Source organism: Alkalimonas amylolytica (assembly GCF_900107845.1).
Lineage (GTDB): Bacteria > Pseudomonadota > Gammaproteobacteria > Enterobacterales > Alteromonadaceae > Alkalimonas > Alkalimonas amylolytica.
The window spans coordinates 404,768-421,938 of sequence record NZ_FNRM01000001.1; the positions used below are offsets into that span (position 1 = coordinate 404,768).

19 protein-coding genes are annotated in these 17,171 nt (G+C 48.8%); 7 read left to right on the forward strand and 12 right to left on the reverse strand.

What is annotated here, in order from left to right:
• Positions 1–330 precede the first annotated feature (330 nt).
• From BLW37_RS01780 to BLW37_RS01800, 5 genes are all read left to right on the forward strand, one after another.
• On the forward strand, positions 331–528 hold the full coding sequence (locus BLW37_RS01780; RefSeq protein WP_091338544.1) for a helix-turn-helix transcriptional regulator: 198 nt from the start codon (positions 331–333) through the stop codon (positions 526–528).
• A gap of 165 nt (positions 529–693) precedes the next feature.
• The gene (locus tag BLW37_RS01785) at positions 694–2,376 is read left to right on the forward strand and encodes a hypothetical protein (RefSeq protein WP_091338549.1); all 1,683 of its coding nucleotides are present in this window, start codon (positions 694–696) and stop codon (positions 2,374–2,376) included.
• A gap of 6 nt (positions 2,377–2,382) precedes the next feature.
• Entirely contained in the window at positions 2,383–3,297 is a 915-nt protein-coding gene (locus BLW37_RS01790) for an AAA family ATPase (protein ID WP_139243643.1), read from the forward strand.
• A gap of 74 nt (positions 3,298–3,371) precedes the next feature.
• Complete coding sequence (locus BLW37_RS01795) at positions 3,372–4,703, forward strand: AAA family ATPase (RefSeq protein WP_091338553.1); 1,332 nt, start codon at positions 3,372–3,374, stop codon at positions 4,701–4,703.
• Between the two features lies 1 nt (position 4,704).
• Positions 4,705–5,577, forward strand: a complete 873-nt coding sequence (locus BLW37_RS01800; RefSeq protein WP_091338556.1) for a DUF4435 domain-containing protein — start codon at positions 4,705–4,707, stop codon at positions 5,575–5,577.
• Between the two features lie 126 nt (positions 5,578–5,703).
• Here the strand turns inward: BLW37_RS01800 and BLW37_RS01805 are convergent, their stop codons facing one another.
• A complete protein-coding gene (locus BLW37_RS01805; protein WP_091338559.1) occupies positions 5,704–7,020 on the reverse strand; it encodes an integrase family protein in 1,317 nt (438 codons plus the stop codon).
• 231 nt (positions 7,021–7,251) lie between these two features.
• Positions 7,252–8,040, reverse strand: coding sequence for a substrate-binding periplasmic protein (locus BLW37_RS01810; RefSeq protein WP_091338560.1), 789 nt, complete (start codon positions 8,038–8,040; stop codon positions 7,252–7,254).
• 135 nt (positions 8,041–8,175) lie between these two features.
• Between BLW37_RS01810 and BLW37_RS01815 the strand changes: the two genes are divergently transcribed.
• Positions 8,176–8,781 carry a DUF502 domain-containing protein gene (locus BLW37_RS01815; protein ID WP_091338563.1) on the forward strand — a complete coding sequence of 202 codons (606 nt, stop codon included), beginning with the start codon at positions 8,176–8,178 and terminating at the stop codon, positions 8,779–8,781.
• 48 nt (positions 8,782–8,829) lie between these two features.
• On the opposite strand, the gene BLW37_RS01820 is transcribed toward BLW37_RS01815, so the two are convergent.
• From BLW37_RS01820 to BLW37_RS01845, 6 genes are read right to left on the reverse strand one after another with little or no spacing between them, the layout of a single operon-like run.
• Positions 8,830–9,732, reverse strand: a complete 903-nt coding sequence (locus BLW37_RS01820) for a GNAT family N-acetyltransferase (RefSeq protein WP_091338568.1) — start codon at positions 9,730–9,732, stop codon at positions 8,830–8,832.
• Entirely contained in the window at positions 9,692–11,302 is a 1,611-nt protein-coding gene (locus BLW37_RS01825) for an NRDE family protein (RefSeq protein WP_091338570.1), read from the reverse strand. The genes BLW37_RS01820 and BLW37_RS01825 overlap by 41 nt, the downstream gene beginning before the upstream one ends.
• On the reverse strand, positions 11,290–11,781 hold the full coding sequence (locus BLW37_RS01830; RefSeq protein ID WP_091338573.1) for a DinB family protein: 492 nt from the start codon (positions 11,779–11,781) through the stop codon (positions 11,290–11,292). The genes BLW37_RS01825 and BLW37_RS01830 overlap by 13 nt, the downstream gene beginning before the upstream one ends.
• Positions 11,768–12,016 (reverse strand): nitrate/nitrite transporter NrtS, encoded by a 249-nt coding sequence (nrtS, locus tag BLW37_RS01835; RefSeq protein ID WP_091338574.1) that lies wholly within the window; start codon positions 12,014–12,016, stop codon positions 11,768–11,770. The genes BLW37_RS01830 and nrtS overlap by 14 nt, the downstream gene beginning before the upstream one ends.
• The gene (locus tag BLW37_RS01840) at positions 12,016–12,936 is read right to left on the reverse strand and encodes an HD-GYP domain-containing protein (protein ID WP_091338577.1); all 921 of its coding nucleotides are present in this window, start codon (positions 12,934–12,936) and stop codon (positions 12,016–12,018) included. The genes nrtS and BLW37_RS01840 overlap by 1 nt, the downstream gene beginning before the upstream one ends.
• Positions 12,937–12,963: 27 nt before the next feature.
• Positions 12,964–13,416 carry a hypothetical protein gene (locus tag BLW37_RS01845; RefSeq protein WP_091338578.1) on the reverse strand — a complete coding sequence of 151 codons (453 nt, stop codon included), beginning with the start codon at positions 13,414–13,416 and terminating at the stop codon, positions 12,964–12,966.
• An 81-nt stretch (positions 13,417–13,497) separates the two neighbouring features.
• Between BLW37_RS01845 and BLW37_RS01850 the strand changes: the two genes are divergently transcribed.
• Complete coding sequence (locus tag BLW37_RS01850) at positions 13,498–14,430, forward strand: AraC family transcriptional regulator (protein ID WP_245785573.1); 933 nt, start codon at positions 13,498–13,500, stop codon at positions 14,428–14,430.
• Positions 14,431–14,439: 9 nt separating this feature from the next.
• On the opposite strand, the gene BLW37_RS01855 is transcribed toward BLW37_RS01850, so the two are convergent.
• The 4 genes from BLW37_RS01855 to BLW37_RS01870 are packed head-to-tail and all read right to left on the reverse strand — an operon-like array spanning position 14,440 to position 16,997.
• A complete protein-coding gene (locus BLW37_RS01855) occupies positions 14,440–14,970 on the reverse strand; it encodes a DoxX family protein (protein WP_091338583.1) in 531 nt (176 codons plus the stop codon).
• The gene (locus tag BLW37_RS01860) at positions 14,967–15,758 is read right to left on the reverse strand and encodes an HvfC/BufC N-terminal domain-containing protein (RefSeq protein ID WP_091338585.1); all 792 of its coding nucleotides are present in this window, start codon (positions 15,756–15,758) and stop codon (positions 14,967–14,969) included. Before BLW37_RS01860 ends, BLW37_RS01855 begins: the two co-directional genes overlap by 4 nt.
• Complete coding sequence (locus BLW37_RS01865) at positions 15,745–16,632, reverse strand: MbnB/TglH/ChrH family RiPP precursor modification enzyme (RefSeq protein ID WP_091338588.1); 888 nt, start codon at positions 16,630–16,632, stop codon at positions 15,745–15,747. The genes BLW37_RS01860 and BLW37_RS01865 overlap by 14 nt, the downstream gene beginning before the upstream one ends.
• Positions 16,632–16,997, reverse strand: a complete 366-nt coding sequence (locus BLW37_RS01870) for a BufA1 family periplasmic bufferin-type metallophore (protein WP_091338591.1) — start codon at positions 16,995–16,997, stop codon at positions 16,632–16,634. The genes BLW37_RS01865 and BLW37_RS01870 overlap by 1 nt, the downstream gene beginning before the upstream one ends.
• Between the last annotated feature and the right edge of the window lie 174 nt (positions 16,998–17,171).

The following is a 17,171-nucleotide window of genomic DNA, read 5'->3' on the forward strand; positions in this document are numbered from 1 at the left end:
TAGCGCTAGGTAACAGCAACGAGATCGAATAACATCAGAAAAGTCGAAAAAAGAATGTTGTTGGAGGCATCATGACGAGCCTTCATTTCTTCGAGCAACATTTACATCTCCATTTTCTCACTTTACTCGACCAAGCTTGTCAGCCCTACGGACAGTTATAGGGCAAATACTTCCAAAAATTTGGCATGCCAAATTTTTTATAGGCTAATTTATGTGCCTAGATCTTAATAGTCTAAAAACCCCGATTAATTGACCTGGGTTTTTACCAGCAATTTTATAAAAAATACTAATAATGGGAGGCACTTTGATTAACTAGTAAGGGAGGTGCTAATGAAACCCTTGTTTTACCGGATAGAAGAAGTTGCAGATTTGCTGCATGTTTCTAAACAAACTTTATACAACCACATTAACCACAACAAAAAATCGGCAAATCAGTATCCGATCCCTCCCCACATCCGGATTAATGGCCGGCTGCTATTTCCGATCAACGATTTTGACAGCTGGGTTAAAAACCAGCCCAGAAACTAAGGTGGGCTCCCAAGACAATACAATCTATTTCAAAGCAGTCATAAGATCAGCCATTGATGCCATCGACAAAATATCAACAATTTGTAGAGCCTTGATAGCTTGACATCTGAGGGAACATTTGGGACTTTAGGTACAAATTGGGTTTAATAATACATGGACGAGTATATGGCAGACGTATCAAATGACGTGGTTAATTGGCTAAAACAACAACCCATATGGTTACAGCTGATAGCAACCAAGTTAGTTACAACTGGCACCATATCAGACAACGATTTCAATGAAGCTATAAATTTATTAAAAGGTTTAGCACCGACAAATCCAATTAAATTTGATTGGGAACGTTTTTCCGTTACCCCAAATATCGCTGCTCTAAAGCTAACTTCAATATCCGATGTCCAAGGTATCGAAAATTTGTCGCCAAGGACACCATTGCAACTTGGTACTGGTAATCTCACAGTCATTTATGGGCATAATGGCTCTGGAAAATCCGGATATACCCGACTACTGAAAAAGGCATGTGGGAAACCCAGGGCATCAGATTTAAAATCAAATGTTTTTCTTCCAGAACCCGAGAAGCGAGGCTGTAGAGTCTCTTTTATCTGGGGGAATGATGAAAAAACGATTGCTTGGCCGGCAAACTCACTTGCAATCCAAGAGCTAACGGCTGTAGATATCTTTGACAACGACGAAGCCCTAAATTATCTAACAAAAGAAAATAACGCATCTTACATCCCCCCTTTAGTGGCACTATTCGAACGATTAGCCGAGGTCTGTGAAAAGTTAAAAACGTCGTTGCAGAACGAGCAAAATCAATTGACGAGTAAACTGCCCGATTTGCCACATAATTTTCAAAGAACAGAGCCAGGGTCAGTGTATACATCATTACATTCAGTTTTAAATACACAAAGAATTCAGAATTACCTAAATTGGTCTACTGAAAATGAGAGTGCATTAGCGCTAACAGTAAAACGTTTGAATACAGATGATCCTGCAACTTTGGCAGTCCAAATCAAAAATAAAAAGACCTCACTGGATAACCTGATAGCTCAGGCTAAGAATGTCTCACTTTTATTAAGTTCTGATAAATTAATTCATCTTAGAATTCTTAGAAACACTGCTATAGAGAAAAGGCGTATTGCAATAGAGACAGGGAATGTTGCTTCTGCAAAGCTTGAGGGAGTTGGCACTAAAACTTGGTTGGCGATGTGGGAAGCAGCGAGAGAGTATTCAGCAACTGCCTATCCAAAGCGGGATTTCCCTGTAAATGACACTGAAGATTCTCGCTGTGTATTATGCCATCAAAAATTGGATGATGACTCAAGAAAAAGACTTGATGATTTTGAATCGTATGTCAAAGGACAATTAGAACTCGCAGCACAAGCTGCCGAACTGGAGTATTCGACTGTACTAAATAGTTTAACCGCTCCTCCTTCACCAGAGCAGCTAAACATGCAATTGAGTGCCGCAGGTTTAGCCTCAGATGACTGGCAGCGTTTTTTTATTTATGTTTGGCAAGAATATCAAAAATGTCGCAATGCCCTTTTAAACCATGAGTCAACCGGAACGATAGAGTTTTCCGTTGATTTAGCTGAAACTCTGTCTTCACTAAATACTTACAGCAAACAGTTAGACATTGAATACAATCAGCTCGCTGAAGATGCAAAGCAGTTCGACAGGCAATCAGCCACTAATCAAAAAACGACATTAGAAGCTCATAAGTGGGTATCTCAACAGAAGGAGGCAGTAAAAGCTGAACTCGTTCGTTTAACGCAGTTTAAGCAATTCGAAACCTGGAAGGAGCAACTTAACCCCCGCAAGTTAACTATGAAAGCCGGCGAGCTATCTTAAGCGCTTATAACAAAAGCTTATGTTTCGAGATTTAACGACGAGCTAAAAAAACTTGGTGCCGAAAGAATTCAAGTAGAACTAGTAAAAACACGCGCTACAAAAGGCGCTGTCCTCCACCAATTAAAACTCAAGGGAGCTCAAAAGCAGAAAGTATCGCCTGAAAGTGTATTGAGTGAGGGTGAGCGCAGAATTATTAGTTTGGCAGCATTTTTGGCAGACGTTTCTGACAAGCCAATTGCTGCACCATTTATTTTTGATGATCCAATATCGTCTCTAGATCATGACTTTGAGTGGCATGTTGCAAACAGATTAGTGCAGCTTGCAACCAAAAGACAAGTTCTCATCTTCACACATCGCTTGTCACTCTATGGCGCACTTGAAGACGTGGCCAAAAAAATGGGAGACAAGTGGAAAAAAGATCAGTTTTCTCAGATATGTATTGAAAAATATGAGGGCGTATCAGGTCAGCCAGTAAACCAGGCAGTTTGGAATGCAAAAACTGAAACCGCCAATAACATTCTTATAGAGCGCCTTCACCAAGCGAAAAAAACAGGGCAAGAATACGGAGCTGACTCATATAAGGCACTCGCGCAAGGTATATGTAGTGATTTCCGTAAGTTACTAGAGAGAACTGTTGAAGAAGATCTTCTATTCGAAATAGTTAGAAGACATAGAAAAAGCGTGACCACTGATAACAAACTTGCAGCTCTGCATGTAATTAATCCCAGTGACTGCAGTTTAATTGATGGACTGATGACCAAATACTCATTCTACGAGCATAGCCAATCACAGGAACAGCCGACTTCTATTCCTAATCCCGAAGAACTAAGTACAGATTTAGAGCTTCTAAAAAGTTGGCGTCGAGATTTTGTGGACAGAAGGCGCAAAGCCCTATCCGACGTTTTAACATTCAATAAATAATTTGACCAATTAAATGGCCGACCCAATATAAAAATTAGAAAAAATAAACCGATACTTTAAATAAGGTATATTAAATGCAGAAAACACTTGAAAGGATAGAAATTGACAAACTTTTCGGGAGATTTGATTACTCAATAAAATTATCAGACCGAGAAAATAATATATCTATATTAACGGCACCAAATGGATATGGTAAATCTACAATATTAAAAATAATAAATAGCTTTGCACTTGGCGACCATTACTATTTTATTCGCGAAAACTTTAAAAGCATTAGATTTTACTTGTCTGATGGTGACATGATCGAAGTGATTCACTTAGAAGACGATCGTTCAAACAACCAAGTTACCATTAGAACAAAATCAAACTCTACCAAGGTTAAAGACCCTTTTGGCGACGGTGATGATAGGACATTCATTATAGAACGAAATTTTCCATTTTTAACAAGAGTCGGCCCCAGAACATGGAGGCATGATCGAACTGGCGAAACATTCAATCCCTCAGATATTTTATCAAGATATGGTGATCACCCTGTTTTTAGACGAAATCAGAAACGGGATGAATGGCTTGAAAAGCTTAGAAAATCAGTAAAAGTTTTCTCCATCCCTACAAACCGCTTAAAATCTGAAGAAGATTATGATGTAAGAGGACACTCAGCACAAAGAAATAGTTTGATGGTAGGTGCTCTTGCAAAAGAAATCCAAGAAAAAATGCAATCAGCCATAAGAAACCAGTTTGAGGAAGGACGAAAAAAAGAAACTAGTTTTCCTACAAGACTAATTGAATCTCTTAAAGGAGGTGTATCCTTATCACGTGAGTCTGTATTTGAGTCTATAAAGGCAATTCAAGAGTATGAAGAAAGATACGGAAGGCTTGGTCTTGTGCCACATACAGAAACAACTAAACAACTTAACGTTCATGCCGAATCTACAGAAAGTGCGGGAATGCTTGTATTAAAAACATATCTCGATGATATACGTGAAAAATTTTCTTCTTTAGAACATTTAGCACAGAAACTCGATGTATTTTGCAGTTCAATCAATAGACTAATTGCTTTCAAAACAGTAAGCACTTCAGCTGATGAAGGGATAATTGTAAGAGTAATCGATGGGGATAGAGATCCACTTTCTCTATCTGTACTCTCATCTGGCGAGCAACACCTAATAGTATTAATAGGGAAATTAGTCTTTAACACAAATCAAGGGTCACTTGTTTTAATAGATGAGCCCGAGATTTCTTTTCATCCTGAATGGCAAGAAAAATTCTTGTCTATTTTAGAAGAAATTCAGAAAGTTAATGACTTTACAGTACTTGTAGCAACTCATTCTCCTATTTTAATTGGTGACAGATGGGAAAGTGTCATCGAGCTAGCGGAACAGCATCAAGTAAATATAATTGGTGAATAACATGAGTACACTTAGAAGATATCAAAAAGATCCTCGAATTTTATTGAATAGTGCGCTTCATATGTTTCGCAGCAAAAAAATAATAACTACAATCGTTGAAGGAATCTGCGATAAGAGATTTCTTAGCCAGTGGACAAGCATTGACTCTGAGATAAGATTTGATGGTATGGATGGTAAGCCATTAGTTGAAAAAGCTTTCTTAGAATCTCAGAAAAAGCCGTATTGCGATTTTGATTTCTTGTTATTTTTTGTAGATATTGATTTTGATTACATACATCAAAAACAGTTGAACCTACATAATTCCTTCATTTACAATGCTTACTGTTCAGAAGAAAAAAAGTTGCATTATAATGATTTAGAGTGCTACTTATTAAATACCTCTGCGCTTGCAAAAGTTTTGGCCAACTTCGATATTGAACCTTACGAAGTAGATACTATTAGAGATAAACTGAAGACTGGGTCTCGTGCAATAGGTAGCTTACGTGCTGCTGACTATATAGCTCAAAGAAAATTTGGCCTTTCTAAATCTATTTTAAATGGTTTAGAAATTGACGATTATTTTGATCCATCCAATATTTTTATTAATCTCAAGGAGATTAAACAAGATCTACCTCGGTGGTCAAACTACAAGGAACATGTTGAAGATCTAGTTAGTATTGCTGAAAAACTTGATCGAGAGACACCCAATGACTGGTCTCTTTCGAGGGGGCACGATGTTACTAAAATGCTTTCTATGCATTTGGAGACCAGATCAAGAAGGAAGGTAACGACTGAGTCTATTGAAATGATGCTTAGATTAGCATGTGAAAAATTTGAGTTCGAAAATAGTCCGATGGGAAAGCGCTTCATTAAAACTGCGTGTGTAGCTGCTTAGCTTTAGTTGATATATAGCGGTCTGAAATACTAGCGGACCCAAGGTCCGCTAGTAATATTAAAAGTACACGAAAGTTACGTCTGAGCTAATACACTTAATACTGGTAGAGTTACTCTATACTTGAGTTTAAGTAACCAAGCTAGCCAGCAAAGTAAGCTTTTGCTCCTTGGTCATTTCAGAGAACAAAGCCTTGATATTATCCATGTCAGCCACAGGAGCTTCAACTGCAAGCCCAGCATACTGATTTATCCGCGCTACAATCCTCTGCGCAGGCTCTTTCAGCTCCTCCGCAGTGAGCACTGTGTAACCTGCGGTAACATCGTTACGGCCTGTCTTGTGATTTAACAGCCGCTTAATGGTATAGGTTCCAATACCCAGGCTTTCCGCAATTGAACAGTAGGTTCTTCTTAGGTCATGCAGGGTAAAGCTGAGGCCTGCTTGTTCGTTGATCTTTTGAATCACCTTTTTCGGCTCTGTAATGCGGCCCAAGCGATTTTTAGCCCCAAACACGAAGTCTGTTACCTTGTATTCCTTACGTCGCTTCAGAATGGCTTTTAACGGCGCGGTTATTGGCAACTCAAGATCATCATGGTTTTTGGTATCTCTCAGGATAAACAGCTCATCTTTCAGATAAACATCCTGCCATTTCAATTCCAGCAGCTCGGTGCGCCGCAAGCCTGAAAAGGCTGTAAACTCTACATAGTCACATACAGCAACAGTGAAATCCTGCCGGTATGCAATGGCTTCATCGCGTATCGTATTTATCGCTTGCAGAAACGGCTTTAACTGCGATGGTCGTAATCTCGTCTGGCGACGGGCAACGTTATTCCAGGCTCGTTTTTCAGATAACACCACGACAGGGTTTACTAGAAACAAGGTACGGTTGGCTGAATCTTTATATTCAGCCCTGGCAAAGTTAAACAAGGCTCGCAACGTGCGCATGGTGTAATCGGCTTGTGCCCTGCTCGACTGGCTAAGCTTCTGATGGCGTTTGTACACCATATCTTCACTGATATCGGCCATCCGCTTTTGCTGCCAATCTGCGAGGTAGCATTTCATTAATTGCTGATAGCCTCGCAAAGTGGTGTCTTTTAAATCACGCTGTTCAAGAAAACGCTGGAACACTTCTGACAGTTTGACCGAGGCTGCGCGAAACTGCCGCTTGCTGTCATTCGGGTTGATACCATCAGCCATATCCGCCATCGCTTTTCGTGCCAAGCGACGGGCGCTTTCTATGGTTAATGCCGGAAAGTCACCCAAGGTTACTGACAGCGGCGTTGGCCTGCCTGCCAGCTTCTTATACACACGAAAGGCCTTTTTGCCCGCAGTGATATCCAGCACTAAGCCTGGCATCTGTGTGTCATGCCAGCGGGTGCGTTTTTCGGTGACGGGTAAGGCTGAAATTTCAGCTTCAGTAAAGCGAATATGGTTGGTTCTGGTCATAGCTGTGCTACCTCTGTGCTACTTTCAATGCAAAATCGACGGCGTTGTTTTGCAACGCCTTTATGCATCAGAGGTAGCTAACCAAGCAATAAGCTGCTGAATTAGCTATGTAATTTAGTAAAAGTCTATTTCAATCAGTAAACAACGGTAAAACGCCTTAGAAGGCCTCATAATCGATCGGTCGCTGGTTCGAGTCCAGCTGGGGCCACCATTTCACACTTCGGTTTGCAGCTACTCCTGCCGCGCCCATTGCTCCAACCGTTCAATCAAGTACTCCGAATAAACTGGCTGATACAGCTGGCGCATGCTGCCATCGAGGTAACTTTGTTGCAGCGCCTGTTGCCAGGCTGCAATTCGTTCTGGGGCTACGTCCAGTGAAAAGGCGAGATACAGCTCCACTTCACGAATTTGTTTTAGCCGGTAAAGCCCGGTTCCCGCCTGTGCCTGCAGTTGCTTTTCGCGCTCCGCCACCACAGCATCATGCAACACCACTAAATCGACCCGACCGCGCAGCAGCATCTGAAAACAATCGCCATGGTTTAACGTAAGTACCAAGTTCTTTCCTTCGACATAACCATGATGCTGCAGTAGGTCAACATGAAGCGAATATCGGTATTCACAGGCAATCAGGCCAGCATTCAAACCCGTATCCAGCGGGTTCGCGCCTAATCGATCGGCCCGGCCATAGATAGCGGTCTGAACATACTTAAGCGGCCCAACCCACTGAAACCAATGCTCGCGCTCTGCGGTGCGTGCTGTTTCAAACAAAGCGATATGAGCGTCTTGGCGGGCTATGGCAAAAGCACGCGCCCAGGGCAAAAGCTCGATGTCAGCTGGTTCATTCAGTCGCTGTTGCAATTGCCGAATCAAGGCAACGGTCACGCCGGCCAGTTTACCTTCGTCGGTCAGGTACTGTCCTGGAGGATTGTGTTCCGTAAGAATACGCAGGTAAGGCGCTTCATTCTCAGCACGCACCTCTATCGCGTATAGAATAAGCAAAAACAGCCACCCTGCTTTCATAGCCTTCAACCTTCAAGGGCTCCGTACTTCAAGTATAGACTAAAACCCTTTGCAGCTTTGCATGGCGCCAGCAAGCTGATTTCTTTATGATGTGACAACGCTTGCAGCCATTGAAAAACAACCACAGGGCACTCTATGAAAATCATCGCCAAAAGCCTGGCCAAAGGCCTCGCTATCATTCTCCCTTTGGTCATTACCATCGAGCTTATCCGCTGGTTACTGACCACCATTGAAACCTGGTTGGCGCCAGTGCTGCAGTTGGTTCTGGCACTAGAGTGGTATATACCCGGTATGGCGACCGCTGCCTTTATTCTGATTTGTATAGCTATTGGGTATAGCGTACGTTGGCAGGGGTTTGCCTGGTTGTGGGAGGTACCTGGACGCATTTTGATGAAACTGCCAGGCACCAAGCAGGTGTACGGTATTATTCAGGATATGATGGAAGTGATGTCCGGCAAAAATTTTGCCGATGAATCAGTAGTGTTAGTGCAATTGCCACCATCAGAGGTTGCCTTGATAGGCATTGTCACCAAAAAAGGTGGCATTGCAGGGGATAAGATGTCTTCATTAATGAATGAAGACCAGCTCGCTGTCTTTATTCCTATGGCGTACAACATCGGTGGTTACACCATCATCGTGCCCCGCTCCTGCACCACCAACATCGAGATGAAGCCAGCTGAAGCCTTGCAGCTGGTGCTTAGCGGTGGTTTGGGCTCTGCTAAAATGGCAACAAAAGAATAACAACAAGCTGCATAGGCCCATTAAGCACGCTATCAAATGGCAAGTTATCTACGCAGTCATTGATAAGAAACGCTGCCGAATGATACCACTGACAGCGGTGAGTGGCACCACGATACTCAGCTCGTACGCCTGGCCAAAATCATCGTCCAGCGCCGCATCGTCAAACCAGATGGCATTGCCCACACTCAAGTACGATTGCAAAATCGGCGGCAGGCGGCAGCCATAGGGTTTGAGCAGTTGCTGCAGCTGGCGAATGCGCCCGTTAGGGTCCAGCTTTGCCCAGCCGCGGCTATCCAACGTTTGTCCTGCTGCGTAACTCAGGCCGGTTTTTGCCCTCATCATCGGCTGCGGCGGGGTATAGAGCTGTTGGCAAAATTGCACCATGCAGGCAATGGCTTCATTACCCAAGCTTTGATAAAGCGAGACATTGCCAAAAAAATACTGCAGCTGTGGGTGGATGCGGGCCAAGGCTCCCAGCCCGGCCCAAAGCGCAAAGAAACCCAGGGTACGGGCCTTGGCACTGGTATTGACCACCGAGCGGCCCAGTTCAATGCTATAAGGCAACACCTGGCGACAAAAGGTCGTGCTGTATTCAAACAACTGGCTGGTGCGCAGCAAGGCATGGCCATGCTCTGCCGCTTGCCAGCCTAACTGATACCGATAAATAGCCACCACCTCTTGCCGGGCCGGATCCCACACCAGCAACTGGTGATAGGCATGCTCGCCATAATCCAGTGCATCCAGATCGCGCGCGAGGTTACGCCCGGCGCCAGCACTGCGAAACATCAATTCGCGCAAACGGCCAATTTCCAGCATGGTCACTGGGATCCTGTCTGCCTGAGCGCTGAATACCAGCAAACCGCGCACGCTGGCAATTGGCTTTAGCTGTGCCAGCTCCTGTGCAATCAACTCAGCCGGCTCGGCGGCTGCAACTGGGCTTAACTGCGGCATCGGGTGCCTCCTGATAAATGGTCGGTAATTGATAGCAGCGGCGTTTCAGCCAGGCGATGCGCTGAAGATCGCTGTCGGCCAGAGCGTCCAGTTCAACGGCATGCATCGGAATATCCACATACAGCCGTGGTGTGCGGTTGGCTGGCTTTAACATTTCCCGCACCAACAACAGCATTTCCAGATTGGCTGTCATGCCAAGCTGATTGCGCAGCCAGGCCAGGCTATAAAACCAGCGGGAGTTATGATGTTGCAGATGCAACACGGTCAGGCTGCGTTGCTGCCGCCTGGCCAGTGTCACCGCCAGTTTGGCCCAGGCACCATCATCCAATGTACCTGTAGCCGACTTTCTGGCGGTGCGACCAGCCGGAAAAATCAGCAAAGGCGCATCGCTGGCAAAAGCGGCCTGCACCGCCGGGAGTGCATCTTTAGGGCGGGCAAACACCGGGATCGGCACAATGCGCCTGGCCAGCTGCTGCACTTCAGTAAGCGCTTCATTGGCCAGCACCTGCAAATTTGGATAGCGCTTTTGCAGCACACTGATCAGCAACAAGCCATCAATGCCTCCGGTCGGATGGTTGCAGACAAACACCGGCCTGTCTGCCGCCGCTGGCCAGCGGCAGGCGATGACGTCCGGAGTTAACTGCAAACGCTGCAGGGCTACATCGCAAAAGCGCTCAACCGGCAGCCGGTTGAGCAGCTCCAACCCCTGATTTAACGCCTTTTCCGCCAACAGCCAGCGCAGCAAAGCCCACTGCCAGCCTTTTAGTTGGCTCGCTAGCGTTGGGTTATAGCGGCTAAGCAGGGCCTGCACATCCAACCGGCTGCTAAAATAGTCTTCGGATACTGCAGGCTGTTTCAGCGGCAGTTCCAGACAGTGGCTGGCATCCGCCTGATGGGTGGACGGATGCCCATCCCAATACTGCATGCTGATCTTGCCTGCTTCGATAGTCAGTTGCGTGATGCTGACGGTCTGTACCTGGCTACGCTGCATGGCAATGCCGCTAAAGGCGCTGAATGGTCCGGGCTGGCGATGCAGTTGCTGCTGGGTTTGCAGTGACGGTGAGCGGGCCATCCCCCGCTGCCAATGCCAGGCTCTGAGCCTTGGGATCACCCCAGGTAAAGCACTGGAGCTGGATAACGGCGATGTCGGTGCCAGTTGCTGACGAAGCTGGCTGCCATCCCAATGCCACAGCAGCGGCTCCTGTTGCCCAACAAAGAGCAGCAAGCGAAAAGGGGCATAGCAGCGTAACTGCTCTGGTTGCAATAAAGCGTCCAGCACTTGCCAGTCCGAGCTATGCGCCAGTGCCCGTAGTAGCAGACCACGACTGCGGCGGATAGCGGCATCCGGCTGATACGCGGCAGCATAATCGTTGAGCAGACAAAACACCCAGCCTTGCTCATTGGCCGCTACCCAGCTGCCACCACCGTCTGGATCGATGGGCATGATGGCGTCCACACCCTGCTGACTAAAGCGCTGGGGCGCATGCGCCCGGGCGCGGATTTTTCGCTCATCCCGGTTAAACAGGATATGCAGCTGTCCTTGCTGGTACCACCAGCTCAGGGTGCACATCGTTTGTGATACTCCCGGGTCGAGCTGTGCACGCCAGCCTCCTCTGGCCAGGGGTAGCCCCAGGGCTCCAGCATGGCATGGATCAACGCCAGATGATGCACCGCATGGCTGGCAACAAAATCCAGCTCGCGCTGCAGGCTGGTGAAGGTGGTGCCTTCGGCAAATTGATAGCTCAGCTGGGTATCCAGCTCATCGGCTTCCAGGCACTGCAGCCAGGTTTGCAAGCGCTCTATCCAGTGCAGCGCTTTTTGCGGATCGCTTTGCGTGCCTTCATCGCGCAACCGCAGCCGGTAGTCCAGCTGCTGACTGTCCGATGCCAGCCACAGCTGCTGGTAGTGATCCAACACATGACGAATATGCTTGCCGACTGAAGGCTCACCGGGCCAGTCTTTGACCTGCCGGTAATGTTCAGGCTGCACCTGCCGTAGAATAAGACGGATTAAGTCCAACTGATGCAGGTTTTGTTCAATCACCGTCATGCGATTCTGTCCTTTGAATGGTTAAATCGTTTAGCCGCTGTTTGGCGGCGCTGTAGCTGGCGACCGAAAATGGCACCAGATAATTAAGCAGGGCCAGTCCAAAGCGCCAGGGCGCTTCGCCGGTAATAGCATCCCATTGATTGATCAGGTTCAGCAAAGTCCCTACTACCAGCGCCACCTTGATGGCATTTTTGCACACATCGGGGTGGCGCAGTTGTTTCAGCAAGGCTTTCATCAGCGTTCAAACCTTACCAACTGCTCCAGCGGGATATGCGATACCGACTCTTCAATCAACCGCTTAATTAATTGCTTATCCGCTTTAGGTTGCAGTTGTTCGGCCGAAGCTTTGCGACCGGTCGGCTTGATCGTCCATTGGTCGTGCTCAGCACACAACTCCATCTCGCTGTGACAGACACCACAAGCCAACAGATCACCCGGCTTGTCCTCGCTGTGTTGCAGTACCGTCGGGCCACAATGCGGGCAGATATGCAAGGGAATGCCATCATCACTGTGCCCCATAATGGCATTCAGTTCACCTCGTTCAGCCAACACCAGCAACTGGTTGCACCAGAACTGGTTAAACTGTCGGCCGGACTCGTCACGAAAGATACCAAGCACTTTATCCAGCGGCATCGGCTTGCGGTAGGAGCGTAAACTGGTCATCGCATCAAAGGCATCACAGACCCCGATGATGGCCGCATCGGTTGGGATCATGCTGGCAGTCAGTCCATGCGGATAACCACGGCCATCCGGCCGCTCATGGTGCAACTCGACTGCAGCGGCCACCAGATGCCCCAGCGGATGCCCTGCCAGCATGCGGCCACCAGCCTCCGGGTGCGTTTGGATCACAGCAAACTCACTGTCATTCAACTTGCCGGTCTTATTTAAAATTGCATCCGGGATGGCGACTTTGCCCAGATCATGCAAAAAGCCGCCCAGGGTCACCCGGGCGATATCGGCCTCGGGCAAACCACCGGCTCTGGACAAGAGATTGGCATAACGTGACACCCGCCACAAGTGCCCGCCGGTGTAGGGATCCTTGGCTTCGACAAACCAGGCCATCACCATCAGACTGGCCAACAGATCTTTGCTTAACTGACCGGCATCCGCCGGTAACGCTTTTTCTGCTTGAAACTGCTGAAACCATCTGAGCATGATAGCTCCCTGTTAAGTAAACCCTGCTTATCTTTTTGCATGAATCTTCAAAAGCTTAGCAAAAGACTCCCGCTTGACTGCATCGGCCAGATCATCTTTGCAAAAATACAAAGCCGTGCCAGCCTGCCCGGGCTGGGCAGAACCAATCACCTGCCCAGCGGCAGCAATGGCTGCCGCTGCGTGATGCTGCTGCATCAGATGCAGAATAGTCTTTTGCACCCGCTCCAGTGGCAGCAAACTGGCAAACACCACCGGCAGGCTTGGCTTAAGCTGACGTATTGCCAGCAGTATCTCTTCGGCCGATTGCGGCAGCGGCGACGACAAAGCCAAAGAAATAACGGCAGCATTAGCGTTGGCCAGTTCATCATTCAGCGCATCCAGCTGTGACAGACGGTTAAAACTAAAGCCCTGCTGCTGCAGAAAAGGAGCCATCTCACTAACAATAAAAGGATGGGGCCTGGCAAGTAAAATATGTGGCATGCTGTTTCCTAAGGTTAATTTGTAGTTGCAATGTCCGGCAAAGGCCTTAGACTGTCTACTGATTAAGCTTAGGAAGTTCTGTTGCTGCCAACAATGACCAAAACACCGGCCTTATCTACCGAAACACCAGAACCCTTAGAACAGTTGTTAGCACAATTGGCTTTTGGCTCGGAGCTACATTTTGAATCTGGCTTTTGTGACTACTGGAACCTGCTCACCACCAAATCCAGCAAAGCAGCCCTGCATGTGGTGACGCAGGGCCAACTTTGGATGGCGATTCCTGGTCGGCTTCAGGAACAAGTGCTACTGGAAGCCGGCGATGCTATTTTTTTCAGCCACAGTTTCCGGCATTGGCTAAGCGACGAGCCAGTGGATGAACACACCAGCGAAGTCGACTTTGCCAACTTCTGTGTGCCCGATCATGTTGAACGTGGTCTGGTCTGCTACGACATCGCGGTCGAATCCCCTCTCACCGCCAATCTGTTTCAGGTGATGCCGGACTACATTCACCTGCCTGCCAACCAGCAATCCGGCCGGCTCAGTCCATTAATCCAGCTGATCCGGCAGGAAGCCCAAGCCCGTCAGCCTGGTTATCAGGCGGCTATCAGTCGCTTGAGCGATGTGGTGGTGTTGCACTTATTGCGTCAGGTGCTCAGTGACGACAGCATGCAACAAGGCCTGCTGGCGGCACTAAAAGATCCGGCGCTACGCCGGGTGGTGCTGGCCATCATGGATGAACCGGGCGCTGACTGGACGGTAGAGACCATGGCCGCACTGGCATTTCTGTCCAAAAGCGCCTTTGCCGAGCGCTGCCATAAAGTGATGGCTATGACGGCCAAGTCCTTGCTGGATGAACTGCGGCTGCAACGCGCACGCTACTTACTGATCCACTCCGAACTGAGCCTGGAACTGATCGCTGAGCAAACAGGTTACCAGTCTGCCACTGCCTTTATCCGCTTTTTTAAACAGCATGAAACTCTGTCGCCGGGTGAGTTCAGGACTTTACATGCTTAAACTGCGATTTTAACGATCCAGCTTAACAACACGATCCAGCGAAAGCACACCGGGCCCACGAGCCAACAGGAGCAATAGGACACCAGCCCACCAGGCGGCCGGATTCCAAAAATGCGCCCAATCCGGATACACCGCCAGCTGAATAAAGAGCGTCATGCCCAGCAGGCCGAAGGCGGCAAAACGAGTGAGCAGCCCCAGGATCAACAGCAGTGGCAAGAATACCTCCACCACACCGGCCGTCACCGCCATGGTTTCAGCCAGCCAGATGCCCAAACCACCTTCCGTGTACTCCAGCGTTTCAGGATTACACAGCAATAAAGCGCCGGGCCGCACCGGATCGGGGCAAAAGAATTCATACATAAAGAGTTCATACTTGTTGGCATCAAATTGCAGAAAACCATCCCATTTCGACAGCCCGGACATTAAAAATACTCTGGCAGCCAACAAGCGCAGGGCCAACAGGGCAAAGGGCTCCAGCCAGCGCTCCAACCCTATTGCCATGCGGTGGTAGTAGCTTGTGAAAGCGCTCAATAATTTCATCGATTCCTCTCCTTAGTGTGACACAGCAGGCCCTGCGCCAGTGCATTAGCAAAACAGGTACTAAGATCAAAGCTGTCATCCACTGCAAGTGCAGCGGCAGCCGCCTCCCCCAGTGGGCAGTTCCCGTTGCTAATGGCCTGGAAAAAGGCCCACTCCGCGGCATTCAGCTGGCGGTGTTGCAGGCTAAAGTCAGCCTGGCGCCACAGCAGACGCTGACTGTGCTGCAAAAACACCGGCGCATGATCCGGACTACCGAGCTGATGGCGCTTTTGCAACCATAAGTCCCAGACAGTAAAGTTGCTTTCCAGCAGTTGCACACAGGGCCGCAACCCCAGCCGCAGCGTCTGAATATCCTGTCCTTGCTCAGCCAGCAGCGCCAGCTGCTCCGAACGGATGGCAGCCTGCTCGGCGGCCAGCACGCTATTTAGCCAACATCGCTCCAGCCGGGCTAAATCGGCCAGCCAGGGGCAATGATGCTGGGACAAACACTGCTGCAGCCAATCCGGAAACTGCTGCCCATACCAGGCCAGTACTGCATGAGCCGGCCGGTGCTCAAGCACATAAGCCCGTACCAGCTGTCGCAACTGCTCCGGTGGCAGCAGTGCCTGACAGACAGGGAAATTATCCAACACCGCCTGCACCGAGGCTTTGATGCTGCTGTTACGATACACCAAGAGCCGCCGCCATTTCGTTGGTGGCTCTGCCAACCAGGGTGCCAGCCGGGCTGCCTTCTCACCTTGCAAAAACTCGACAAACTGGGTTTGGAACAGCAAATCAGCCGGCTGCATGCAGAACCTCCTGGTAAGGCTGCAGCACTTTTGCTACCCGAGCCCGCTGCCGCAACAGCTCTTGTAAGGTAGGGATCTGATCATCCCACTCCAGCAACACCGGCCTGGCACCAAAGCGTTGCAAGGCATAGTCCAGTAACTGCAGCACAGCTTGGTTCGGTGGATGATCATGGCTATCAATCAACAGGGCATCCCCTTCCACCGGATCAGCCGAGTAACCGGCAATATGCAGCTCCCCCACCAACTGAGGCGGGATCTGATCCAAATACTGCCGGGCATCCTCGGCGCAATTGTTCTGGCTCAGATACAAATTGGTGATATCCAGCAGCAAGCCGCAGCCAGTGCGCCGGCACAGCTCCGTCATAAAGGCTGGTTCCGGCATCTGCTGCTTCAGACGCAGGTAATGGGTTGGATTCTCCAGCAAGATAGGTCTGGCCACCGCCTCCTGATACTGCTGCACCTTGCTGCACAACTGCTGCAAAGCCAGCTCTGAACGCGGCATGGGCAACAGATCAGCAAAATAGGCCTGGTCAAAAGCGGACCAGACCGCATGCTCAGAAATCAACGCTGGCTTGATTTGCTGCACCAGAGCCCGCACCCACTGCAAATGCTGTGGGTTCAATGGCTCCGGCCCGGCCAGCGATGCCCCGACCCCATGCAAGCTGATGGGGTAGTGCTCGGCCATCTGCTGCAACGCCGCCAGGCGGGCACCGCCGATAGCGCAAAAGTTTTCCGTATGCGCTTCAAACCAAAGATCGGCCTGCTCCGCTGTCAGCACCTCGGGGCTGAGCACTTCCGGATAGTGCTGCAGTTTCAGGCTGATGCCAGTAGCAAGCAACTCTGGTGGCAGGCTGTCTGCGTGAAAGTCTGCCATCAGGGATTGTTGCGATCCAGCTCAGAGGTGGATGCCGGACCATGCGGCGTCACAATGTACTCACAGGTACCTCGTGGCGTGTAAGTCCAGGCATTGCCCTGAAAATCGACCGTGGACGTCCCTTCACAGCTGGTGCCAGCTCCGGCCCGGCAATCGTTCTGCCCCGCCAGGGCAATGCCATAGCATTTGTCACGGCGGCCCCGTACCCGCTCGCCGGCCATCCATTTCTCAAAGTTTTGTTGCACTGACTCAGGCGCATTTTCTGCCAGGCTAAGCTGAGCATTCGGTCCAGCCTGTGCCACACCCACCACACTGGCCATAGCCACACCTGCCAGCAGTAATTTGGTTAAATTAGGTTGTTTCATGTGTATTTCTCCTGTTGTGAATACACTTAAAGTCTAGTCAGGTCGTGCAAGAGCCACACTAACCAAAACACCGCAGCAATCGACCAAAACACTTTAACCATCACTGAACAAAGCGAACCGGTGTTTTGGTGGATGCAACGGGTGCGGTGGTTGATGACGAAAATCCTTATTTCT